This is a genomic window from Polynucleobacter sp. P1-05-14, assembly GCF_018881675.1.
In the GTDB taxonomy this organism is placed as follows: Bacteria; Pseudomonadota; Gammaproteobacteria; order Burkholderiales; family Burkholderiaceae; genus Polynucleobacter.
On sequence record NZ_JACVPV010000006.1, the window covers coordinates 1 to 24,412 of the forward strand.

Sequence of the window (24,412 nt, forward strand, 5' to 3'; positions counted from 1 at the left end):
TCAGTTTGGCTAAGGTGTTGATAGGTCATGGCTACTTTGACTTGCAGGTCTAGAAGCTTTGGATACTAAAACATCCTTAGCCTCCTTAACTAGTTGTTCAAAGTTGCACTTCGTAGTTGAATCCACCCCTTTATTAATAACCCTCATCACCAAAAATAGGAAGCATCATGACTCCTCTAATCTCAGCTAACCAGTTAGAAGAAATCATTAATAGTGGTGAAAATGTATTGCTCTGTGACTGTCGCTTTGATTTAGTCGACCCACTGATCGGCAAAAAATCCTACGAAGAAAGTCATATTCCTGGTGCCATTTATGTAGACCTCGATAAAGATCTCTCAGGAAGCAAGACTGGCACGAATGGCAGACATCCCCTGCCTAGTCCAGAGGCCTGGGCTCAAACTAAAACGCGTTTGGGCATCAACCCCAATACCTTAGTGGTTGCCTATGACAAACAAGGCTCCGTCTATGCCAGTCGTTTGTGGTGGATGCTCAAGGCAACAGGGCACGCTAATGTTCGGGTACTAGATGGCGGCTTAGATTCTTGGAATGGCCCCATGGGTTCTATTCCAAGAGCGCCCACCCCTTGCACAGAAGCCATTGGAGTGATGCCTTATGCGGGGCTAGTTCTAGTTGATGATGTAGTGGCTGATCTAGAGACAAAGAAAAACAAAATCATCGATGCACGCACTGAAGATCGCTTTCATGGTCAAAATGAAACGCTTGATCCAGTTGGTGGCCATATTCCGGGAGCGATGAATCGCTTCTTTAAAAATAATCTCAATGCGACTGCATTCAAAACTCCTGAGCAATTATTCAAAGAATTTTCAGAATTCCTCGGGACCACTAAAGCCTCTGCAGTGATTCATCAATGTGGATCTGGCGTCACCGCTTGTCATAATCTTCTAGCGATGGAGCTTGCTGGCTTTAAAGGCTCGCGCCTGTATGCAGGTAGCTGGAGCGAATGGTGCGCAGACCCCAAAAGGCCTGTTGAGCTTTAAAGCTTGTTAGTGCAATAAGGACAATAGGATCACAAACCCTACGCCACAAGCAATCAAGACCGTCTGACGTAAAGACTCGACCCAGTGAGGGCGACGGTGCATTTGCGGGATGAGATCACTCACTGCAATATAAATAAAACTACTAGAAGCAATCACCAATAAATATGGCATCGCTGCATGCGCTTTTTCTAAGAAGAAATAAGCCAATACGCCACCCACTACTGCTGATAAACCGCAGATAAGGTTGTACAACAAGGCTCGTGCACGGGAAAAGCCAGCATTTAACATGACAATGAAATCACCGATCTCTTGCGGGATTTCATGGGCAATGATCGCAATGGCCGTAAAAATGCCCACTTGATGGTCGGCCATAAAGGCTGCAGCAATCAAGATGCCATCTACGAAGTTATGAATACCATCGCCAACCAAAATCATCCAGCCACTACGCCCAGCATTTTCCGCATCATGGCCATGATGGTGTTGGTGACCATCACCTTCGTGATGATGGTCGTGTCGCAATAAAGCGATCTTCTCAAGCAAGAAGAAACCCAATAACCCAGCAAGCAAAGTTGCGAATAAGAACTGAGGTTTTGCACCTTCCATGCTAAATGCTTCAGGCAAGGAGTGGAGTAAAGCGGTTGCTAGCAATATGCCGACCGATAGGCTCACCATATTGTTGACCATCTTGGAGAGCATGGCCAAAGAACAGCTTGCGGCCACCAAGACGCTAGCTGTTCCCGCTAACGCAGTCACCAGGAGAATACTTTGTAAAACAGTCATCGAGCTTATGCCACTCCGTTTTTCTGAAACCAGGCTAGGCACTTTTCCCAACCATCTTTCGCAGGACCTTCACGATAGCTTGCGCGGTAATCAGCATGGAATGCATGGGGGGTATCTGGATAAACTACAAATTCACAAGCCTTGGCGACAGGATTCTTGGGGGTGGCCTCTGCCAAAGCTGCGCGCATTTGATCAATACTCTCCAAAGAAATTCCGGTATCAGCGGCGCCATACAAGCCGAGTACTGGCGCCTTTAAATCAGCAGCAATATCTATAGGATGGTGAGGATTGCCCTCAGTCTTCTCGCCGATCAGACGACCGTACCAAGCTACACCGGCACGCACCTGCGGCAAGGTTGCGGACAACCAAGTAATACGACCACCCCAACAGAAGCCAGTAACACCGACGCGCTTTAAGTCACCGCCATTTTTGCCAGCCCACACTAAAGCAGCTTGTAGATCATTTAAAACCTGAGCATCAGGAGTCTTGGCCACAATATTAGTCATAATTTCAGCAATAGTGCCGTAAGTATTAGGGTCGCCTGCGCGCGTAAAAAACTCTGGGGCAATCGCAAGATATCCCAACTTTGCAAAACGTCTGGTGACATCAGCAATGTATTCGTGCACACCAAAAATCTCGCTCGCCACAATAATGATGGGCAAAGAGCCTTTCGCTTTTTCAGGTCGAGAGACATACGCTGGTAACTGAAAGCTACCAACGGGGATCATCTGCTCACCAGCTTTAATGCCTTTGAAATCCGTTTCAATAGCCGCAGCCATGACAGGCTCGGATGCCCCTACAAATCCAACCCCAATAGCAGTCGCGCCAATTGCAGATGTTTTCATAAAATTGCGTCGACTATTTTGAATGTCTTTACTCATTACCTTATCTCCTGGCCTGCATTTCTCATTGAATACTTAGTGCGCCTCTTCCCAATTATCGCCAATCCCAATACTAACCACCAAAGGCACCTTTAACTGAGCGACATTGCACATCAAACCGGGTAATTTGGCCTGTACTACTTCAAGCTCATCAAAAGGCACATCTAGGACCAACTCATCATGAACCTGTAGTAGTAGCTTGGTTTTGAGCTGCTCTTTTTCGAGCCAATCCTCAACTGCGATCATGGCCAATTTGATTAAGTCAGCTGCGGTGCCTTGCATAGGGGCATTAATTGCTGCCCGCTCAGCACCTTGGCGTCGCGGACCATTGGAGCCCTTGATCTCTGGCAACCAAAGACGTCGCCCAAAGACCGTCTCTACATAACCATTCTCTCTTGCTTCGAGACGTGTACGCTCCATATATTGAGCCACCCCTGGATAACGATCGAAGTATTTGGCTATATAGTTTTGCGCAGCAGAACGCTCAATACCTAAGTTGCCAGCTAACCCAAAAGCGCTCATACCGTAAATCAGGCCAAAGTTAATTACCTTGGCGTAACGACGTTGCTCAGAGTTGACATCATCCAATGGAACACCAAAAATCTCTGCTGCAGTGGCTTGGTGAACGTCCTTACCCTCTTTAAATGCCGTTAAGAGATTTTCATCTTCGGCGATATGTGCCATGATGCGCAACTCAATTTGGGAATAATCTGCCGACAACAATTTACATCCGTCTGCTGGAACAAAGGCCTCACGAATACGACGCCCCTCTTCTGTTCGCACTGGAATATTTTGCAAGTTTGGATCGCTTGATGCTAGGCGACCTGTGACTGCAGTAGCTTGAGAAAAGTTCGTATGAACGCGGCCCGTCTTGGGATCAGCCATGCGAGGAAGCTTCTCAATATAGGTGGACATTAGCTTTGCTAAGCTGCGGTAATCCAAAATGCGCGCAGGCAAGGGATAGTCTTCCGCTAACTTCTGCAACACTTCTTCATCGGTAGAGGGTGCGCCTGAAGGCGTCTTTTTAATTACCGGAAGCTCAAGTTGTCCAAATAAAATTTCTGCGATCTGCTTAGGTGACTGAATATTAAAAGGCTGACCTGCTAGCTTGTGAATTTCGCCTTCTAACTCAAGCAAACGTTTGCCCACCTGCTGGCCTTGTTTGGCCAATAATCCTGAATCAATCCGAATGCCGTTACGCTCCATGATGCCGAGCACACGCATAGCGGGCATTTCTACCTTTTCGTAGATATAGAGCAAGCCTGAGTTTTCTTGAATCTGTGGCCATAATTCCAAATGCAGACGCAAAGTAATGTCGGCATCTTCTGCCGCATAGTCTGTTGCTATTTGGAGATCGACTTGATCAAAGCCAATCTGGTGAACACCTTTGCCGCACACCTCTTCATAGCGAATGGTTTTCATGCCCAGATGGCGTTCAGCCAAGCTGTCCATATTGTGGGGCATGTGCGACTCAAGCACATAAGACTCCAGCAAGGTGTCAAATGCAACACCCTTTAGGGTAATGCCATAGTTTGCAAAGATATGGGCGTCGTACTTTAAATTTTGGCCTACTTTTAAACTCGTTGTGCTTTCCAACCAAGGCTTCATACGCGCAAGCACTAGGTCACGATCAAGTTGTACTTCACCGTTGCGGTGAGCAACTGGAATGTAACAAGCTTCACCCGGCTTTACTGATAAAGAAATTCCAACAAGTTCTGCCGCAAGCGCATCAAGACTAGTAGTTTCCGTATCAACTGCTGTTAATTCAGATGCCTCAATCTTCGTTAGCCACCTCTCTAAACTCGCTTCATCCACCACGCATTCGTAGTGACGCTCAACTGCATCTTGCGAGTCTCGAGTTGCTTGTGATAAATCCTTGGTCGGCGAGCTGGCAATCACGCGGGTCTTTTTTTCCTCATCAGTACCTGTGCCAGAAGAAGAAATTGGACTGCCTGCTAAATCAAATTCGGCCATCTCACCTTTATTCTCTGGGCTTGTAAGCTTCTTTTCAACGTCACGCAACCAAGTCTTAAATGCATAGCGCTCAAATAATTCACGTAATAAAGGAGCATCTTCAGACTTAGCATGCAAGTCATCTAAGCTTGGTAAATGGGGTGATAAATCACAATCGGTTTTTACCGTAATGAGTTGACGAGCTTGCGGCAACCAAGGAAGCGTTACGCGTAAGTTTTCACCAACTACGCCTTTAACTTGATCTGCATTTGCCATCAAGTTATCGAGATTACCAAATTCCGCTAGCCATTTATTGGCTGTCTTTGGTCCCGCCTTTGGAACACCTGGCACGTTATCAACGGTATCGCCGATGATGGATAAATAATCCACAATCAATTCTGGTGGTACACCAAACTTTTCTTTGACACCTTCAATATCGAGCTTCTCATTTGTCATCGTATTAATAAGGGTGACCGAAGGATTTACCAATTGCGCTAAATCTTTATCACCAGTAGAAATAATGGTTTCCCAACCTGCTTGGGTAGCTTGGCAAGCCAAAGTCCCAATCACATCGTCAGCCTCTACACCAGATACCATCAATACCGGCCAACCCAAGGCCTTCACCATGGCATGAATTGGCTCAATCTGTTTAACCAAATCCTCAGGCATGGGGGAGCGATGTGCCTTGTATTCTGAGTACATTTCGTCGCGGAAGGTCTTCCCTTTAGCATCAAAAACACAGGCAATATGGTCGGCCTTAAGCTCAGACCGAGCCCGGCGCATCATATTCACCATGCCATAAATAGCCCCAGTGGGCTCTCCAGCCCCATTTCTGAGGTCTGGCATGGCGTGGAAGGCGCGATAGAGGTAGCTAGAACCGTCTACCAACAAGAGTCTATGTTTAGTCATACCGCAATCGTACAATCTAGTTGTGAATTGCCTACAGGTCTGGTTAAGGAACCGTCCGAGAGTAGGCTTAAAAAGGTGAAAAAATGCATTATTTAACGAACTTAATTAGCCACTCAATAAGCCAAAGCCTAACCCTAATGAGTTTTTTGGTGGTTTTTGGACTTTTTGGCACGACTGCAGCCCACGCTCAGAATAACAGCCAGGCACTGAGCCCATCGGAATTAAACCGTATCAATAGTCAGCCACTCGCACCTGCGGTGAGCGCAAGTGGCGCGACATCCAACCCTGAGCAACGCAAGCCAAACTATCAATACCGAGATAAAAACGGCACCACTGTAACCGAATACAAAGATGTCAATTCTCCAACGCAGGTAGATGTAAAAACGCCCTATACCAGTTATGAAATGGCGCCGCCTACAACAGTAATGCCAGGACCCCCAAAAGATACTGATCTGATCAGCGTTCCTAGCGTCAGCATTCCCTTTTAACTTAAAAAGCATTTACTGATTTATGGCTGTATTTACCCCGATCGAGCTTGAGGATATTTCTCAATGGATTGCTCAAGACTTTGATATCGGCCAAGCCACTGAAATTCGTGGCATTCATGGTGGTATTGAAAACTCTAATTTTTTCTTAGATACCACTAAAGATGGCAAGAAGCAGGAATATGTTTTAACAATCTTTGAAAGATTATCTGCGGAACAACTTCCTTTCTACTTAGAGTTAATGCGCCACCTAGCAAACAAAGGTGTGCCTGTACCCAAGCCGATCGAGAATAAACAGGGCAACATTCTTTTTGCCCTCAAAGGCAAGCCGGCAGCCATTGTTACCAAGCTACCAGGCCTTTCCAGACTCCAACCAGAAGCCAATCATTGCGCTCTTGTTGGCGAGATGCTAGCGAAGATGCATTTGGCTGGAAAAGATTTTCCAAAGTCCCAAGAGAATCTTCGTAGCCTTGCTTGGTGGCAGAAAACAATACCTTCGGTATTACCAAACTTAAGCACGCCCCAGAAAGAGCTCATTACTCATGAGTTACAAACTCAAGAGGAATTTTTTGCCTCAGGCACCTATGATGGATTGCCGCAAGGGGCGAGTCACTGTGATCTCTTTCGCGACAATGTTTTATTTGATCCCAAAGGATCTGATATCTCTCAAGATCATTTGGGTGGCTTCTTTGATTTTTACTTTGCTGGCACTGATAAATGGCTATTTGATATCGCCGTCACTGCCAATGATTGGTGTCTTGCAGATAACAAGCAAGATTTAGATCCTGCTCGCTTAGACGCGTTCATGAAAGCCTATCAGTCGGTTCGCCCTCTCACCAAAGAAGAGCAAGCTAGCTGGCCACTCATGTTGCGTGCAGCAGCTTTACGCTTCTGGGTTTCAAGACTCTGGGACTTCTATTTGCCGCGTGATGCGCAGATGCTAACCCCGCATGACCCTACGCACTTTGAACGCATTCTTTTAAGTCGCCGCTCACTATGAAACTGAATTCCGTAGCACCCAAAGAAGGCTACACCTGGATTAGACAAGGCATTTGGCTCTTTAAACAAAATCCCTTGGGCTTTTTAATGCTGGTCTTTATGTACGTCTTTGCAGCGCAACTCGCAGTCGTCATTCCAGTGATTGGCGTCTTTGCAGTTCTTCTGCTCACGCCAACTCTTTCTGTTGGATTCATGACCGCTTGCCGCCAAGGCATTCAAAAGGAGCGCATTAGGCCGATGGTCTATTTGATCGCCCTGCGGTCAAGTCTTATTGTGCGAAAGAGAATTCTGCAATTAGGCCTGGTATATGCCGGCATGATTTTGTTGCTCAGTTTTATCTTGAGTCTCTTGGTTGACTTTGAATTACTCTTGCCATTAATGACTAGCGATAAACCCATCACACCCGAGGCTTTACGTCAGGTTTACTTGGTGCTTTTATTTGGCGCCATACTGTACATACCAGTAGCAATGTTGATGTGGTTTTCACCGGTCTTAGTTGCATGGGCCGATATGTCTGTGCCACAAGCCCTCTTCTCTAGCGCATTAGCGTGCTGGGCCAATAAAGTTGCATTCTTTCTGTATCTAGCTATTTGGAGCGCCATGCTGATTGCCATTCCGCTAACAGTGGGAATGATTTTTGATGCGCTTGATCTGGGGCAGGCAGCCTCGTTCATCATCGCCCCGATTTCTATGGTGGGCTTGACGATAATGCACTGCTCTTTTTATGCGACTTGGAAAGCTTGCTTCACAGAAGATGAAGTGGTGTTGCCTGTTTAATTGATTTATCAGTCAATCGCAGCAAGCTTTGCAATACTCAGCTGTAACCACTTGATGCCATGACGCTTGAAATTAACCTGCGCCCTTGCATCGGCATCCACACCCTCTAAACCAGTCACGCGTCCTTCACCGAACTTCGTATGAAACACATTCTGCCCAATGGTGAACGGGTAATTTCCGCGAGGCGGAGAGGCCAGTCTTTTCACTTCCATCGAAGCTGAACCAACTCGCTTCGCCGGTCTTTGACGTTCAGAACCTGAATCAAAAAAATCATTCGACTCATATTCGCGTTGACGGGTATAGCCATCCTGCCACGTGGATCCCGATCTTGAGCTGCCACCACCCCAGCGAGCATCTCTTGCTTTAGGGGTGAGCCATTTCAATGAATCGGATGGAAGCTCTTCTAGGAAGCGGGAAGGCATGTTGTAGCGTACCTGGCCATGCAACATCCGTGATTGAGTGTGTGAGAGATACAGACGCTCCTTGGCACGTGTAATCGCCACATACATCAAACGTCGTTCTTCCTCCAAGCCGTTTTGCTCATTCACACTGTTCTCATGGGGAAATAAACCCTCTTCAAGACCGGTAATGAACACTGAAGTGAACTCTAAACCCTTGGCTGAGTGCACCGTCATTAACTGCACAGCATCTTGTCCGGCTTGGGCTTGATTATCGCCAGCCTCTAATGAGGCGTGGGATAGGAAAGCGGCCAAAGGTGAAACCTCGACAACGCCGGGAGCATTTTCCCCCGGCAACATTGCGGCGGCTGCATCTTGACCGTAACCTTCCTCAGCAATAAAGGCAGTAGCAGCGTTAATCAATTCCTGCAAGTTCTCGACGCGATCTTGTCCTTCACGCTCAGAGAGGTAGTGCTGAATCAAGCCACTATGCTGAATTACAAATTCGACTGTTTCTGGCAAAGTGTTGTGACGGGTGGCTTCACGCATGTGGTCTACTAAACGCACAAATCCACTTAGCGCAGCACCGGCTTTACCTTCTAAATTAGAGGCAGCTAGGTATAAAGAACATTGTTGTGCCCTGGCAGCATCTTGCAAGGCTTCAATTGATCTCGCCCCAATTCCGCGGGTTGGAAAATTCACTACTCGAGAGAATGAAGTGTCGTCATTTGGATTCTCGAGCAAGCGTAAGTAGGCGAGCGCATGTTTAATTTCAGCGCGCTCGAAGAACCGCAAACCGCCGTACACACGATACGGAATACCCGCAGAAAATAATGCGTGCTCAATAATGCGTGACTGTGCATTGCTGCGATAGAGTAAAGCTACTTCAGTGCGCTTGATGCCACTATTGACTAAAGCCTTGATCTCGTCCACCAGCCAAGCTGCCTCGGCATGATCACTAGGCGCCTCATAAATACGGACTGGCTCGCCATGACCAGCATCGGTTCGCAGGTTTTTACCAAGGCGCTCGGAGTTATTCGCAATGAGGTGATTAGCTGTATCTAGAATATGGCCGTGTGAGCGATAGTTCTGCTCTAACTTCACCATCAATGGGTGGTATTGCTTTTCATAGAGACGCATATTTTCAACATCGGCGCCACGGAATGCATAAATACTTTGATCATCATCGCCCACCGCAAAAACGGAACTACTACCCATGCCACTGACATTGATGCGACTTACGTCATGACCAGACAATAATTTAAGCCATGCATACTGCAAGGCGTTGGTATCTTGAAACTCATCAATCAAAATATGACGGAAGCGCTCTTGATAGTGAGTCCGAATCGCTTCGCTATGCTTGAGTAATTCATAACTGCGCAATAAGAGTTCAGCAAAATCCACCACGCCTTCGCGTTGGCATTGTTCATCGTAAGCCGCATACAGTTGCGCCATCTTGGCTTGGAAGTCATCGCCAAGCGCTAAATCTTTTGCGCGTTGACCGCGCTCCTTGGCGTGGGCAATAAAGTATTGCAACTGCTTTGCAGGATATTTTTCATCATCGACTTTTAAGCCCTTCAACAGGCGCTTAATTGCCGATAGTTGATCTTGGGTATCCAAGATTTGGAAAGTCGACGGTAAACCCGCTTCCTTGTAATGAGCACGCAATAAACGGTTACAAAGACCATGAAAGGTGCCAATCCACATTCCACGTGTATTAATCGGCAACATGGCACTGAGACGAAGCATCATCTCCTTGGCAGCCTTATTGGTGAAGGTCACCGCTAGGACGCCAATAGGGGATACCTGGCCGGTCTGAATCAACCAGGCTATACGGGTGGTGAGGACGCGGGTCTTGCCGCTCCCTGCCCCAGCCAAAATCAAGGCTGATTGGGCTTGGCCATTTTCGTGGACGGGCGGGAGGGTCACTGCCTCGCGCTGTTCTGGATTGAGGTTCGCGAGCAAGTCTGAGTACATCAGCCCAATTATAATTTGCCTCTTATGCCAAATGCCTCAAATACCCCTAATTCACCAGCGGCTAGCTCAGCAGACGAGCTCGCTAAATCCTACGAACCCGCCCCGATAGAGGCCTACTGGGGTCCAGAGTGGGAACGCCGAGGTATCGCCGACTCCACCATGGATGAGGGCAAGGGGGACTTTTCTATTCAGCTGCCCCCACCTAATGTGACCGGCACTCTGCATATGGGTCACGCATTCAATCAAACCATCATGGATGGCCTGGTTCGTCATGCTCGTATGACAGGCAAAAATACTTTATGGGTACCGGGCACAGATCATGCCGGTATTGCGACTCAAATTGTTGTGGAGCGTCAACTCGATGCTCAAAAAGTTTCTCGTCATGATTTAGGTCGTGAAAAGTTTTTAGAAAAAGTTTGGGAGTGGAAAGAAGCTTCCGGCAACACGATTACCCGTCAAATTCGTCGCCTAGGCGCTTCGATTGATTGGGGCAAAGAATATTTCACGATGGACAGCAAGATGTCCAAGGCAGTTGTCGAAGTCTTTGTTCGCCTACATGAACAAGGTTTGATTTACCGCGGCAAGCGCTTGGTGAACTGGGATCCTGTTTTAGGTACGGCAGTTTCTGATTTAGAAGTAGTGAGCGAAGAAGAAGATGGATCAATGTGGCATATCCGCTATCCATTGACCGATGGCTCTGGCCACCTCACTGTTGCCACTACCCGCCCAGAAACACTATTGGGTGACGTTGCCGTCATGGTGAACCCAGAAGACGAGCGCTATAAACATCTCATCGGCAAGTCAGTGGGTTTGCCTTTGTGCGATCGCCAAATCCCCGTGATTGCTGATGACTATGTGGATTTGAATTTTGGTACTGGCGTTGTAAAAGTCACTCCTGCGCATGACTTTAATGACTATGCAGTAGGTCAACGCCATCAGTTACCAATGATCAACATCCTCACTTTGGATGCCAAGATCAATGAGAATGCTCCGGCTGCGTATCAAGGTATGGAAAGATTCGCAGCACGCAAGCAAGTCGTTTCTGATTTAGAGGCTGCTGGCTTATTGGAAAAAGTTCAGCCCCATAAATTAATGGTGCCACGCGGTGATCGCACCCAAACCATTATTGAACCCATGCTCACTGACCAATGGTTTGTGGCGATGTCCAAACCTAGTCCCGATAACAAGTATCAACCCGGCTCCTCGATTGCTGGCGCCGCCTTAGATGCAGTAACCAAGGGCGATATCAAGCTGGTTCCAGAAAACTGGATTAACACCTATACCCAGTGGTTAGAGAATATTCAAGACTGGTGCATCTCCCGTCAACTCTGGTGGGGCCATCAAATCCCCGCTTGGTATGGCGATGATGGGCAAATTTTTGTGGGGCGCTCCGAGGAAGAGGCTAAAGCGAAAGCTGCTGCGGCTGGTTACACCGGCAAACTCAACCGTGACCCTGACGTTCTGGATACTTGGTTCAGCTCTGCGCTCGTACCATTTAGCTCTTTAGGTTGGCCAGAAGAAACGCCTGCCTTAAATCACTTCTTGCCTTCATCTGTTTTGGTGACTGGCTTTGACATCATCTTTTTCTGGGTAGCACGCATGGTCATGATGACCTGCCACTTCACCGGAAAAGTACCTTTTCATACCGTCTATGTTCATGGCCTGGTTCGGGATGCTGAGGGTCAGAAGATGAGCAAATCTAAAGGTAACACTTTGGATCCAATTGATTTGATAGACGGCATCAAGATTGAAGAACTAGTAGGCAAGAGAACTACTGGCCTCATGAATCCAAAACAAGCCGAGAGTATTAGCAAGAAAACAAAGAAAGAGTTTCCGGATGGTATTCCTGCGTTTGGAACTGATGCACTGCGCTTTACTTTTGCCTCTTTAGCTTCGCTGGGTCGCAATATTAACTTTGATCAAAAGCGTTGTGAAGGCTATCGTAATTTCTGCAACAAGCTTTGGAATGCCACTCGCTTTGTGCTCATGAATTGCTCTGGTGGCGATGAAGACAATGGCTTTGCGCCTTGTGATAATCAGTGCGGCCCTGATGGCTATTTGGATTTTTCGCCGGCTGATCGTTGGATAGTTTCTCAACTACAAAGGGCTGAAGCCGAGGTAGCTAAAGGCTTTGAAGCTTATCGCTTTGACAATATTGCCAGCAGCATTTACCAATTTGTTTGGGATGAGTATTGCGATTGGTATCTCGAGCTTGCTAAGGTGCAATTACAGACCGGTACGCCAGCACAGCAACGTGCCACTCGCCGTACCCTCTTGCGTGTCCTGGAAACCATTTTACGCATGGCACATCCTTTAATTCCATTCATTACCGAAACACTTTGGCAGACTGTTGGCCCTAAATCTGGAAAAGTTTTAGCACAGCAAGAAAAACAAACCATTGCGCTCCAACCTTATCCTGTTGCTCAGCCTGAAAAGATTGATGAGAAGAGTGAAGCCTGGGTTGCGCAGATCAAAGCAATCGTGGATGCCTGCAGAAATCTTCGTGGCGAGATGCAGGTTCCTCCCGGTCAAAAGGTGCCGCTCTGGATCTGCGGTCCAAAAGAGTTTCTGGAAAAAGCGACCCCTTATCTCATGGCGCTTGCTAAATTAACTGAGGTCAAAATCTACAGCGATGAATCTGCTTTAGAAAAAGATGCTCCAGGCGCACCAATTGCCTTGGTGGGCGATATCAAGCTCTTACTCAAGATTGAAGTGGATGTTGGCGCCGAAAGAATCCGTCTAGGCAAGGAAATTGAGCGCTTAGCCATTGAAATCAATAAAGCCAAGGGCAAATTGACCAATGAAAGCTTCGTGGCTCGCGCGCCAGCTGATGTTGTTGCTCAAGAAAAACAACGTCTTGCTGGCTTTGAGCAAAATCATGAGAAGCTTGTTGCACAATTAGAGCGTCTTAAATAAAAACGGTAAGAACGGACCACCCATGTCAATCCATTTCGGCTCCAAAAAAGTAACTAAGGCTGTATTTCCCGTTGCGGGATTTGGTACGCGCTTTTTGCCCGCCACTAAAGCCAGCCCAAAAGAAATGCTCAATGTGGTGGACAAGCCGCTGATTCAGTACGCGGTAGATGAGGCTGTTGCGGCCGGTATTACAGAGCTCATTTTCGTGACGGGCCGTAGCAAACGCGCGATTGAAGATCACTTTGATAAAGCCTACGAGCTAGAGGCAGCGCTAGAAGCGAAGAACAAACAGGACCTCCTCCAACTTATTCGCAGTGTTAAACCCGACAATGTGGACTGCATCTACATTAGACAAGCCGAACCATTGGGATTAGGTCATGCAGTTCTCTGCGCCGCCCGGGTAGTGGGTGACGAGCCGTTTGCAGTGATCTTAGCTGATGACCTTTTGAATGGTCAGCCACCAGTACTTTCACAAATGCTCAAAGTATATGAAGAGCAAGAAGGATCGGTATTGGCAGTAGAAAAAATCGACCCCGCCAAAAGTAGCTCATATGGAATTGTCTCGGGGGATGAGGTTAGCAAAGGTATTTATCGCCTCAATGGCATTGTCGAGAAACCGAAGCCAATAGATGCGCCTTCTGACCTGGCGGTAGTTGGGCGCTATGTGCTCTCAGCAAAGATTTTTGATCACATTCGTAATGTGAAGCCTGGCGCCGGCGGAGAAATTCAACTCACCGATGCCATTGCTGCATTACTAAAAGAAGAGCCTGTATTCGCTTACGAATATGATGGCGTTCGCTATGACTGCGGTAGTAAGTTGGGCTACCTCAAAGCTTCTGTAGATTTTGCTCTACGGCACAAAGAAGTTGGCGAAGAATTCGCTGAGTATTTAAGAGGCTGGTCTTTAAAGTAACCCTCCGAGGCTAGATATGCAAAAGGCAGAGATGAGTCTCTGCCTTTTTGTTTAGTCCCCTACCAAGAAGTATGAACGCCAGACTATTTCTTACCTACGCTTCATAAAGAAAACCAGTACATCACCTTCCGTAGTGCTTGCAAGCAACTCATTTCCAGTTTGCTTGGCAAATGCAGGGAAGTCATGAGCGGCGCCCGCATCGGTTGCCTTAATCTTTAAGACTTCACCTGACTGCATCGTTGCCAATGCTTTTTTAGTACGCAAGATAGGCAATGGGCAGTTCATACCAATCGCATCTACCTCTGCATTAAAAGCAATATTCACTGGCTCACTCATTTGCTTGCTATCCAGTCTTTAACGCCACTTAAGGCCACACCCAACTTGCTAGGATCAGTTCCGCCGGCCATTGCCATTTCCGGTTTGCCGCCACCTTTACCGCCCACTTGTTGGGCAACAAAGTTCACGAGATCGCCTGCCTTTACTTTGCCAATCGAATCAGCAGTCACACCAGCAATCAAACTCACCTTGTCGCCCTGGACCGAAGCCAACACAATAGCAGCGGTTTTCAGCTTTGCCTTAAGAGCATCCATTGTTTCGCGCAATACCCCTGCATCGGCGCCATCAAGTCGTGCAGCAAGGACTTTGATGCCATTCACATCAATGGCTTGACCCGCCAACTCATCTCCCTGGCTTGCCGCTAACTTAGAGTTCACTTTTTCTAATTCGCGCTCCGCTTGACGCAGGCTTTCTTGAAGTTGCGTAACGCGATTAACCAAATCACCAGGATGGGTTTTGAGAATCGCCGCAGCTTCATTAATTTTGTCTTCTAAACCTTGCAAGAAATGCAGCGCGTTATTACCAGTAACAGCCTCAACACGGCGGATGCCGGCTGCAACACCGCCCTCCGAAACAATCTTCAAGCTACCGATATCACCAGTACGTCCTACGTGAGTACCGCCACAAAGTTCTTTAGAAGAACCTATCTCCAGTACTCGCACTTCTTCGCCGTACTTCTCGCCAAACAACATCATGGCTCCAGTCTTTTGCGCATCATCCAAAGACATGACTTTGCCTGAAGTGGCTGTGTTTTCCAGAATCTCTTGGTTTACGATATCTTCAATACGGCGAATTTGCTCAGCAGTAATAGGCGCATTGTGCGTAAAGTCAAAACGGGTCTTAGTGGCATCTACCAGTGACCCTTTTTGTTGCACATGATCTCCCAGTACTTCACGCAAGGCTTTGTGCAAGATATGAGTAGCACTATGGTTGCGCATCGTATCGGTTCTTTGCTGGGTATCTACTAGAGCATTGATCGCATCACCTACTTTGAGCTCACCCTCAAGCACTTCACCCTGATGACCAAATACATCAGCCTGAATCTTGAAGGTATCTTCCACTGCAAAACGAATACTTTCGTTGCGCAGCTCACCTTTGTCCCCTACTTGGCCACCAGATTCAGCATAAAAAGGGGTGTTATCCAAAACAATCACGGCCGCGTCGCCCGCCTTCACTGACGGAACGGCAGAACCATCCACATAAAGCGCAGTCACTTTGGCGCCATCATGCTTTAAGGTGTCATAACCATGAAACTGCGTAGGTTGGCCCTTGTAATCTAGGCCCTGAGCCACCTTGAATTTGCCTGCGGCTCTTGCTTGATCGCGTTGCTTCTGCATCGCTATTTCAAAGCCATCTGCATCAACAGTGACACCACGTTCACGACAAACGTCAGCCGTTAAATCCAACGGGAATCCAAAAGTGTCATGTAAACGGAAAGCAGTTTCTCCGTCGACTACTTTTGCGCCGCCAGCTAAAGCACCATCCAAAATTTCCATGCCATTGGCAATCGTTTGGAAGAAGCGCTCTTCTTCTTGCTTAATAACTTCGCTGACTTTATCTTGTGCGGTGCGCAACTCCGGATAAGCTTCGCCCATCTCTTTAACGAGCGCAGGAACCAACTGATAGAAGAATGGTTTACGTGCACCCAGCTTATAACCATGACGAATCGCGCGACGTGCAATGCGGCGTAATACATAACCACGACCAGCATTACCTGGAATGACACCATCAACGACAATAAAGCTACATGCGCGAATATGATCTGCAATCACTTTGAGTGATGGGCTTTGTGCGTCACAATTCTCGCCACCAGCAGCATCTACAGCCCCCTTGGAAGCTTTGAGGAGATTGACAAAGAGGTCAATTTCATAATTGGAGTGAACATGCTGCAAGACTGCTGCAATACGCTCAAGACCCATGCCTGTATCAACACTAGGCTTAGGTAGCGGATGCATTACACCGGCCTCGTCACGGTTGTACTGCATGAATACGTTATTCCAAATTTCGATGAAGCGGTCACCATCTTCATTAGGACTTCCAGGAGGACCTCCAGGAATATGTTCGCCGTGATCGTAGAATATTTCAGTGCAAGGTCCGCAAGGACCTGTATCACCCATCATCCAAAAATTATCCGATGCGTAACGCGCGCCCTTGTTATCTCCAATGCGAATAATGCGATCGGCGGGCACACCAATTTGCTTATTCCAAATGTCATAAGCCTCGTCATCTTCAGCATAGACAGTGACTAGGAGTTTTTCTTTTGGCAACTTGAAAACTAGGGTCAATAAATCCCAGGCAAATTGAATAGCGTCCTTCTTGAAATAATCTCCAAAAGAGAAATTTCCTAACATTTCAAAAAAGGTATGGTGACGCGCGGTATATCCGACGTTATCCAAGTCATTGTGTTTTCCACCGGCCCGGATGCATTTCTGGGCAGTCGTCGCGCGGTTATATGGGCGCTTATCGAAGCCCAAAAACACATCTTTAAATTGATTCATGCCTGCATTAGTAAATAGCAGGGTTGGGTCATCCCCCGGCACTACTGGGCTGGAAGGGACGATTTGGTGACCTTTTTGGGCAAAGAAGTCCAGATAGGCTTGGCGAATTTGGGAGACTTTCATGGCAATAATTATCGCATTGGCACCTCTCTAGGGCAAACCCTAGACAAGATCCCCATATCCTGCCTTACAATCGCTCAACATCAATAAATCGACAAATAAGTCGGTAATTAAGGAGCGCAACTTGGAAATCCGCAATCAAAAAGATTTTGGGGCTGGCCTAATGTATATGGTCATTGGCCTTTTTTTTACCATCATGGCTACCCAGTACCCAATGGGAACTGCCGCCAAAATGGGGCCTGGATACTTTCCCTTCTGGCTAGGCCTAGTAATGACAGCCTTGGGTTTACTTATCTTAGTGAAGTCACTCAGCGCTAAAGCAGCGATTAAAAAAATCCCTCCTTTCAATTGGAAGGTCATTGGCCTCATTACAGGATCTGTCATTGCATACGGCGTCCTTTTGCCAACGATGGGTTTTATCGTAGCCGTGTTCGTTTTGGTGTTTATGTCAGCCAGCGCAAGTCATGAATTTCATTGGAAAGGCACTTTAATCAATGCCACATTTCTAATTGTTTTCACTTATTCGGTATTCGTTTTGGGTCTGAAATTACAGTTCCCATTACTGCCTTTCTTTCTTCAATAACGTACCGGGATACTGAAAATGGACTTATTTGCTAATTTAGCTCTCGGTTTCGATACCGCGTTTACATTACAAAATCTTCTTTACTGCCTGATCGGCTGCGTATTGGGAACCCTGATTGGTGTACTGCCAGGCTTGGGTCCAATCGCCACGATTGCAATGCTGTTGCCAGCTACTTATGCCTTGCCTCCAATCGCAGCATTGATTATGTTGGCTGGTATTTACTACGGCTCACAGTACGGCGGCTCTACAACAGCAATTCTGTTGAACATCCCAGGAGAAACATCCTCGGTGGTGACGGCGATTGATGGCTACCAAATGGCCAGAAATGGTCGAGCTGGTGTTGCATTGTTCACCGCCGGCATGGGCTCATTCTTTGCTGGTTGCGTTGCAACTTTGGTATTGGCTGCATTTGCTGCACCACTCTCACAGCTGGCATTTAAGTTTGGTCCAGCAGAATACTTCTCCCTCATGGTTCTCGGTTTGATCGGCGCAGTTGTGTTGGCATCAGGATCCTTGATCAAAGCGATTGGCATGATTGTCTTAGGTCTCTTAATGGGCCTAATCGGCACTGACGTTAACTCTGGTGTTTCGCGTTATGCGTTTGATATTCCTGAATTAAGTGACGGTATTGGTTTCGTTGCTGTTGCTATGGGCGTATTCGGTTTCGCAGAAATCATGGGCAACCTTGAGAAGACGGATGAGGATGAAGGTTTCCTCAATAAGATGACCACCATGATTCCTACCAAGGAAGACGTCAAGCGCATGATTCCTTCCATCCTGCGCGGCACAACGATTGGTTCGATTCTTGGAATCCTGCCAGGCGGCGGCGCAGCACTTGCCGCATTTGGCGCTTACTCTGTTGAGAAAAAATCATCCAAGTACAGCCATGAGTTTGGTAAAGGCGCTATTGAGGGTGTTGCTGGTCCTGAATCAGCCAATAACGCTGCTGCTCAAACCTCATTTATTCCATTGTTGACTTTGGGTATTCCACCAAATGCAGTGATGGCCTTGATGGTTGGTGCGATGACTATTCACAATATTCAACCAGGTCCTCAGGTAATGACCAGCAACCCAGCTTTGTTCTGGGGTCTGATCGCTTCCATGTGGATTGGTAACGTCATGTTGATTCTCTTGAACTTGCCCTTGATTGGTATCTGGGTAAAGTTACTGAAGATTCCTTATCGCTTCATGTACCCAGCCATTCTGGTTTTCTGCTGTATCGGCGTCTATACCGTAAACAACGCCGTGTTTGATGTATACGTGACCGCTGCCTTCGGCATCATTGGTTACCTCTTCTTCAAACTGGGTTGCGAACCGCCTCCATTGCTTTTGGGCTTCGTACTTGGACCAATGATGGAAGAGAACTTCCGCCGCGCTCTATTGCTATCTCGTGGTGATTTCACCACCTTCCTGACTCGTCCACTTTCCTTGGGATTACTGATTGCATCAGCACTCTTGGTGGTCATGGTTACCTTGCCGGCAGTCAAGAAGACTCGCGAAGAAGCATTTGTCGAAGACTGATAGTTTTACACCTCACAGAAATGAGCCCGCAGCTGTTTGCGGGCTTTTTCTTTATGGGCTGAGGGTTTTCTCTACAATGTGGCAATGTCCCAAGATAGCAAACCTTCCAAAGCAAATACCGGCGCTGTAGCCGAACCGTCTAATTTCTTGCGCCAGATCATCGATCATGATTTGGCAAGCGGGGCTTTTGCACAGCGCACTAACTTAGCTGGGGAGCCCATCCCATCGATCATCACCCGCTTTCCGCCTGAACCTAATGGCTACCTGCATATTGGTCACGCTAAAAGTATTTGCCTCAATTTTGGTTTAGCAGCTGATTACAACAATCAAGCTGGGGGTGCGCGCTGCAATATGCGCCTAGACGACACCAACCCAGTTAAAGAGGATGTGGAATACGCCGACAGCATTTTGGATGCAGTGAAATGGCTAGGTTTTGATTGGGGAACCCATCTTTATCACGCAAGCGACTACTTTGACAAACTATATGAGTTTGCTGAAATTTTGATTCAGAATGGCAAAGCGTATGTCGATAGCCAAAGTGCTGATGATATTCATACCAATCGCGGTAACTTTGGCCAAGCCGGAAAAAATAGCCCTTATCGCGATCGCAGCCCAGAAGAAAATCTCTCCTTATTTCGTGAAATGCGTGCCGGGAAGTTCAGAGATGGCGAGCATGTATTGCGACTGAAAATTGACATGGCGCATCCCAACATCGTGATGCGTGATCCCGTGGTTTACCGTATCCGCCATACCGATCACCACCGCACGGGCAGCAAATGGTGTATTTACCCTTTATATGACTTCACACATTGCATCTCAGACGCATTGGAGAATGTCTCTCACTCTATCTGCACGCTAGAGTTCGAGAACAACCGTCCCTTGTACGATTGGATTGTGAACTCATTAAAAGAATTGGGTGTCTTTAAAGACCCAGTGCCACATCAATATGAGTTCGCACGCCTCAACCTGACTTACACCATCACCAGTAAACGTAAGTTACTGCAGCTTGTAGAAGAAAAGCATGTTGAGGGTTGGGATGATCCTCGAATGCCAACCATCGTCGGCATCCGTCGCCGCGGCTATACCCCAGAAAGTATTCGTCTGTTCTGCGAGCGCATTGGTGTCTCTAAAGCTGATAGCTGGATTGATATGAGCACCCTTGATCAAGCATTACGTGATGATCTAGAAGTCAGAGCTCCACGCGCTACTGCAGTACTCAAGCCACTCAAGCTCGTAGTGGAAAACTTTGATGCCTTAGCAAAAGAGGCTTGTTCTGCGCCGCGTCATCCCAATCACCCAGAGTGGGGTAATCGTGAATTTCATTTCACGCGCGATCTATGGATTGAAGCGGATGACTTTATGAAGGAACCCATCAAGGGATTCTTCAGACTATATCCACCGATTGGAGATCAGCCAGGTAGCCGTGTTCGCTTACGCCATGGCTTTGTAGTGGAATGCACTGGTTTTGAAACCGATGCACAAGGAAATGTCACCCAAGTCAACGTGACACACTTTCCCGATAGCAAGAGCGGTACTGCTGGCTCCAATAACTACAAGGTCAAGGGCAATATTCACTGGATTAGCGCGGCTGAAGCGATTCCTGCAGAAGTGCGTCTATATGATCACCTGTTTAGCGACCCCCACCCAGATAGTGGTGACAAGAATTTCTTAGAAGCAATCAATCCCCACTCTAAGCAAACGATTTCTGCCTACTTAGAGCCCAGCATGAAAGATGCCACAGCGGAAGATTGTTTCCAGTTTGAACGTCACGGCTACTTTGTTGCCGACAAGAATGACTCCAAACCTGGCAAGCCAGTATTTAACCGTACGGTTGGCCTCAAGGATTCTTGGAAATAGTTTTTAGAAAATGTCCTACGCTGGGATAGCGTAGTGGTGTTTTTAATTCCGGCAAGCGCTGATTGGTCACTCTGCGTGACTCACGCATAAAGGACCAAAGCATCGGACTGACGATTTTTTGTAACTCGTTACCAGGCAATCGAGCCGGTCTTTCTAGCCCAAAGGCATCGGCCACTTCATCAAAGTAATCACCCATTTTGGTCTCACCGCCATCACAGGCATTAATGATGCGCTGAGGCTTGCCATAGTAGACCGCTGCGCAGACTAGCCTCGCTAAGTCATCGCTGTGAATATGATTCGAATAAGCGTCTTCTTCTGGCAGTAATGCGGGTGTTTGCGCCTGAAGCCTCTCAATCGGTAAGCGGTCGGCTGCATAAATTCCCGGGACGCGCAAAATTGTCAAAGCTACTCCATGGGCGGGCGCCCATAAACGGAGAATTCTCTCGGCATCAACCCTTCTTTGGGCTCGCTCGCTTTGGGGGCTTACTGGGGTAGCCTCACTCACCTTTCCACCCCTATGATCACCGTAAACACCGGTAGTGCTGATATAGATCAGGCGCCTGACGGCATTGGAGCCTTGGGCTAAAATTCGGAGAAGGTTGCGGGTTCGGCAATCACGATTTCCACCATTTTGAGGTGGCGCTAGATGAATGACGGTTTGAGCTAAACCGCTAAGGCGCCATAAAGACTCTGGATGATCCAGATTACCCAAAACAGGAATCGCGCCAACCGCCCTCAACTCCTGAAAGCGATTTTGTTGAGAAGTGAGCGCAAAGACACGGTGGCTTCGCGACATTTGTTTAGCTACCCGAAGACCGATGTCTCCGCAGCCAATAATAAGGATTGAAGGCTTACCAAAAGATTGCATAAGTAACATCGTAACGATTTATTGAAAGGAATGAGAGTGTCTTATCAGGTCACGCTCAAAACGAGCGGCAAACAATTCACCGTCAATCCAGATGAGAATCTCCTGGAGGCTGCTCTTCGTCAAGCCATCAACCTGCCCTATGGCTGCAAAAATGGTGCTTGCGGCTCCTGCAAAGGTAAAGTTCTAGAAGGTCAAGTCACCCATGGTCAGCATAGTGAAAGCGCCCTGAGCAAGGCCGATGAGACTGCGGGTGGCATTCTATTTTGCTGCTCCCATCCCCAATCAGACCTGCTGATTGAAGCTCGTGAAGTCCAAGGGGCGGGGGATATTGCGATTCGCAAAGTGCCATGCCGAGTCAACGCGATTACCAAACCTAGTGATGATGTCGCCATTCTCAAGCTGCAACTACCCGCTGCAGAGCGCTTTCAATTCTTGGCTGGGCAGTATTTGGAGTTTCTCCTTAAGGATGGCCAACGCCGCGCTTACTCAATCGCCAACGCGCCCGAGCAAGAAGGTCCGCTGGAGTTGCACATTCGTCATTTGCCAGGCGGCCTGTTTACTGACTTTGTATTTGGCGCCGTCACACCCGCATTAAAAGAAAAAGACATTCTTCGTTTTGAAGGCCCCTTGGGGAGCTTTTTCTTGAGAGAAGATTCCAAAAAACCAATTATCTTTGTTGCCGCTGGTACAGGTTTTGCTCCAATTAAATCGATCATTGAGCAAATGCAAGCAAAGAAGATAGAAAGACCCATTCACCTCTATTGGGGTGGACGTCGCCCTAGTGACTTGTATTTAGATGGCTTGTGCAAAGCCTGGGAAAAAGAAATTGCCGACTTTAAATACATCCCAGTGATTTCGGACGCCTTGGCTGAAGACGCCTGGCAAGGTCGCACTGGCTTTGTGCATCAAGCTGTTATGGCGGACCATCCTGATATGAAAGGTTTCCAGGTCTATGCCTGTGGCGCCCCAGTCATGGTCAATGCTGCCAGAAATGACTTCTTAGCCAAGTGTCAACTGCCAGAGGAAGAGTTCTTTGCTGACTCCTTCACCAGCGCTGCTGATTTAACCACCACATAAGTCCTGTGCCATAAAACCTATTCGGTTAGATAATAGAAACTTCATTTCACCCTGTCACCCTCACCCCTTAAATCAGCATGAATAAGACAACCCAGACGATCGATACCCACTCAGTCATGTTTATTACACCGCGCCCTGATGTGATCATGGTCGAAGGTAAGGGTTCATGGCTCACTGATAACAATGGGAAACGCTATTTGGATTTCTTGCAAGGCTGGGCCGTGAATTGCTTAGGTCACTGCAACCCAGGAATGATTGAGGCGCTCAATAAGCAAGCAAAGACACTCATTAACCCTAGTCCGGCATTTTTTAACGAGCCGATGATTGGCTTATCGAATCTACTGACTGAAAACAGCTGTTTTGACAAAGTCTTCTTTGCCAATAGCGGAGCTGAAGCGAATGAAGGCGCCATTAAGTTAGCGCGCAAATGGGGTCAACTCAATAAATCTGGCGCATTTGAGATCATCACGTTTGATCACAGCTTTCATGGCCGCACACTAGCAACGATGAGTGCTTCCGGAAAGCCAAACTGGGACACGATGTTTGCCCCACAAGTGGCGGGCTTTCCGAAGGCGGATTTGAATGATTTGGAATCCGTTAAAAAACTCGTAACCGACAAAACCGTTGCAGTCATGCTTGAACCTGTTCAAGGTGAAGGTGGCGTGATTCCAGCGACTCAAGAATTTATGCGTGGGCTACGTAAATTCACCAAAGAAAATAATATTCTGTTAATTGCCGATGAAGTGCAGGCTGGTTGCGGACGTACCGGTACGCTCTTTGCTTACCAAAACTATGGCATTGAGCCAGACATCATGACCTTGGGCAAAGGGATTGGTGGAGGCGTTCCTTTGGCAGCCCTATTAGCAACTGATGCGGTAGCTTGCTTTGTGCCTGGCGATCAAGGTGGGACCTATAACGGCAACCCACTCATGACTGCTGTAGGTATTAGCGTCATTGAGCAACTACTAGCTCCAGGATTTTTGGACAGCGTTAAAGCCAAAGGTGCATTACTCAAGTCTGAATTACTCAAGCTTTGCGCAGAATTTAATCTTGAAGGTGAGCGTGGCGAAGGATTGCTACGCGCATTGATGCTTGGAAAAGATATTGGCCCAAAACTGGTTGATCTTGCCAGGGATCGCAGTCCTGAAGGCTTGTTGATTAATTCACCAAGACCAAACTTGTTACGCTTTATGCCTGCTTTAAATGTATCGGACGATGAAATTCGTGAGATGTGCAATATGCTGCGTGAGCTGCTAAAGCAAGTTGGCTAAGCTCTACCCAATTAGGTTTTTAGGTAGAGAGAAAGTCACTTCCTCTATTACTCCATCAAGCGCCCTTACCTGTCTAGGGCCAAACTCCTGAATTTGGCTAACAATCGATTGCGCCAAGCTCTCCGGCGCTGATGCGCCCGCAGTTAAACCAACCCGTTTTTTACCAGCAAACCATTCTGGCTTGAGCTGTTCCGGAGCGTCCACCATGTAAGACGGAACGCCAAGCTTTTCAGAAAGCTCACGCAGGCGATTGGAGTTCGAGCTTGTCGCACTTCCCACCACAATAACGACCTCA

At 47.6% G+C, this 24,412-nt stretch carries 18 protein-coding genes and 1 pseudogene; 11 read left to right on the forward strand and 8 right to left on the reverse strand.

The features are described 5' to 3' along the window. Positions 1-167 precede the first annotated feature (167 nt). Positions 168-998: a sulfurtransferase gene (locus ICN37_RS04020; protein ID WP_216155068.1), complete on the forward strand. Its 831-nt coding sequence runs from the start codon at positions 168-170 to the stop codon at positions 996-998. Positions 999-1,004: 6 nt separating this feature from the next. On the opposite strand, the gene ICN37_RS04025 is transcribed toward ICN37_RS04020, so the two are convergent. The 3 genes from ICN37_RS04025 to polA are packed head-to-tail and all read right to left on the reverse strand — an operon-like array spanning position 1,005 to position 5,521. After that, positions 1,005-1,787: a ZIP family metal transporter gene (locus ICN37_RS04025; protein WP_370623813.1), complete on the reverse strand. Its 783-nt coding sequence runs from the start codon at positions 1,785-1,787 to the stop codon at positions 1,005-1,007. Further along, on the reverse strand, positions 1,784-2,659 hold the full coding sequence (locus tag ICN37_RS04030) for a dienelactone hydrolase family protein (RefSeq protein ID WP_216155072.1): 876 nt from the start codon (positions 2,657-2,659) through the stop codon (positions 1,784-1,786). Before ICN37_RS04030 ends, ICN37_RS04025 begins: the two co-directional genes overlap by 4 nt. Before the next feature lie 36 nt (positions 2,660-2,695). Beyond that, complete coding sequence (gene polA / locus ICN37_RS04035) at positions 2,696-5,521, reverse strand: DNA polymerase I (RefSeq protein WP_215320840.1); 2,826 nt, start codon at positions 5,519-5,521, stop codon at positions 2,696-2,698. A 137-nt stretch (positions 5,522-5,658) separates the two neighbouring features. Here polA and ICN37_RS04040 point away from each other — a divergent pair, with 137 nt between their 5' ends. The 3 genes from ICN37_RS04040 to ICN37_RS04050 are packed head-to-tail and all read left to right on the forward strand — an operon-like array spanning position 5,659 to position 7,782. After that, positions 5,659-6,009, forward strand: coding sequence for a hypothetical protein (locus tag ICN37_RS04040; protein WP_255533348.1), 351 nt, complete (start codon positions 5,659-5,661; stop codon positions 6,007-6,009). Between the two features lie 22 nt (positions 6,010-6,031). Then, a complete protein-coding gene (locus tag ICN37_RS04045) occupies positions 6,032-7,006 on the forward strand; it encodes a homoserine kinase (protein ID WP_215320843.1) in 975 nt (324 codons plus the stop codon). Next, on the forward strand, positions 7,003-7,782 hold the full coding sequence (locus ICN37_RS04050; protein WP_216155076.1) for a BPSS1780 family membrane protein: 780 nt from the start codon (positions 7,003-7,005) through the stop codon (positions 7,780-7,782). The genes ICN37_RS04045 and ICN37_RS04050 overlap by 4 nt, the downstream gene beginning before the upstream one ends. A gap of 8 nt (positions 7,783-7,790) precedes the next feature. Here ICN37_RS04050 and ICN37_RS04055 read toward each other — a convergent pair whose 3' ends face one another. Then, a complete protein-coding gene (locus ICN37_RS04055) occupies positions 7,791-10,157 on the reverse strand; it encodes a UvrD-helicase domain-containing protein (RefSeq protein WP_216155078.1) in 2,367 nt (788 codons plus the stop codon). 24 nt (positions 10,158-10,181) lie between these two features. On the opposite strand from ICN37_RS04055, the gene ICN37_RS04060 reads away from it, so the two are divergent. Continuing rightward, positions 10,182-13,073 carry a valine--tRNA ligase gene (locus ICN37_RS04060; RefSeq protein WP_216155080.1) on the forward strand — a complete coding sequence of 964 codons (2,892 nt, stop codon included), beginning with the start codon at positions 10,182-10,184 and terminating at the stop codon, positions 13,071-13,073. A 22-nt stretch (positions 13,074-13,095) separates the two neighbouring features. Further along, positions 13,096-13,986 carry a UTP--glucose-1-phosphate uridylyltransferase GalU gene (gene galU / locus ICN37_RS04065; RefSeq protein WP_216155082.1) on the forward strand — a complete coding sequence of 297 codons (891 nt, stop codon included), beginning with the start codon at positions 13,096-13,098 and terminating at the stop codon, positions 13,984-13,986. Positions 13,987-14,076: 90 nt separating this feature from the next. On the opposite strand, the gene ICN37_RS04070 is transcribed toward galU, so the two are convergent. Further along, on the reverse strand, positions 14,077-14,322 hold the full coding sequence (locus ICN37_RS04070; protein WP_216860890.1) for a sulfurtransferase TusA family protein: 246 nt from the start codon (positions 14,320-14,322) through the stop codon (positions 14,077-14,079). Further along, positions 14,319-16,943 carry an alanine--tRNA ligase gene (gene alaS / locus ICN37_RS04075; protein ID WP_216155084.1) on the reverse strand — a complete coding sequence of 875 codons (2,625 nt, stop codon included), beginning with the start codon at positions 16,941-16,943 and terminating at the stop codon, positions 14,319-14,321. Before alaS ends, ICN37_RS04070 begins: the two co-directional genes overlap by 4 nt. Before the next feature lie 121 nt (positions 16,944-17,064). On the opposite strand from alaS, the gene ICN37_RS04080 reads away from it, so the two are divergent. From ICN37_RS04080 to ICN37_RS04090, 3 genes are all read left to right on the forward strand, one after another. Continuing rightward, the gene (locus ICN37_RS04080; protein WP_216155090.1) at positions 17,065-17,523 is read left to right on the forward strand and encodes a tripartite tricarboxylate transporter TctB family protein; all 459 of its coding nucleotides are present in this window, start codon (positions 17,065-17,067) and stop codon (positions 17,521-17,523) included. An 18-nt stretch (positions 17,524-17,541) separates the two neighbouring features. Beyond that, the gene (locus ICN37_RS04085; RefSeq protein ID WP_216155092.1) at positions 17,542-19,044 is read left to right on the forward strand and encodes a tripartite tricarboxylate transporter permease; all 1,503 of its coding nucleotides are present in this window, start codon (positions 17,542-17,544) and stop codon (positions 19,042-19,044) included. Positions 19,045-19,128: 84 nt separating this feature from the next. Continuing rightward, positions 19,129-20,901, forward strand: coding sequence for a glutamine--tRNA ligase/YqeY domain fusion protein (locus tag ICN37_RS04090; RefSeq protein ID WP_216155094.1), 1,773 nt, complete (start codon positions 19,129-19,131; stop codon positions 20,899-20,901). Here the strand turns inward: ICN37_RS04090 and ICN37_RS04095 are convergent. After that, positions 20,882-21,769, reverse strand: coding sequence for an SDR family oxidoreductase (locus ICN37_RS04095; RefSeq protein WP_215322351.1), 888 nt, complete (start codon positions 21,767-21,769; stop codon positions 20,882-20,884). The two genes, ICN37_RS04090 and ICN37_RS04095, sit on opposite strands and share 20 nt — an antisense overlap. Positions 21,770-21,805: 36 nt before the next feature. Here ICN37_RS04095 and ICN37_RS04100 point away from each other — a divergent pair, with 36 nt between their 5' ends. Then, positions 21,806-22,846, forward strand: a complete 1,041-nt coding sequence (locus ICN37_RS04100) for a 2Fe-2S iron-sulfur cluster-binding protein (RefSeq protein WP_216155096.1) — start codon at positions 21,806-21,808, stop codon at positions 22,844-22,846. Positions 22,847-22,923: 77 nt separating this feature from the next. Then, positions 22,924-24,117 carry an acetylornithine transaminase gene (locus ICN37_RS04105; RefSeq protein WP_216155097.1) on the forward strand — a complete coding sequence of 398 codons (1,194 nt, stop codon included), beginning with the start codon at positions 22,924-22,926 and terminating at the stop codon, positions 24,115-24,117. 3 nt (positions 24,118-24,120) lie between these two features. Here ICN37_RS04105 and ispH read toward each other — a convergent pair. After that, positions 24,121-24,412 (reverse strand): annotated as a pseudogene (ispH, locus tag ICN37_RS11525) (4-hydroxy-3-methylbut-2-enyl diphosphate reductase); the annotation flags it as partial.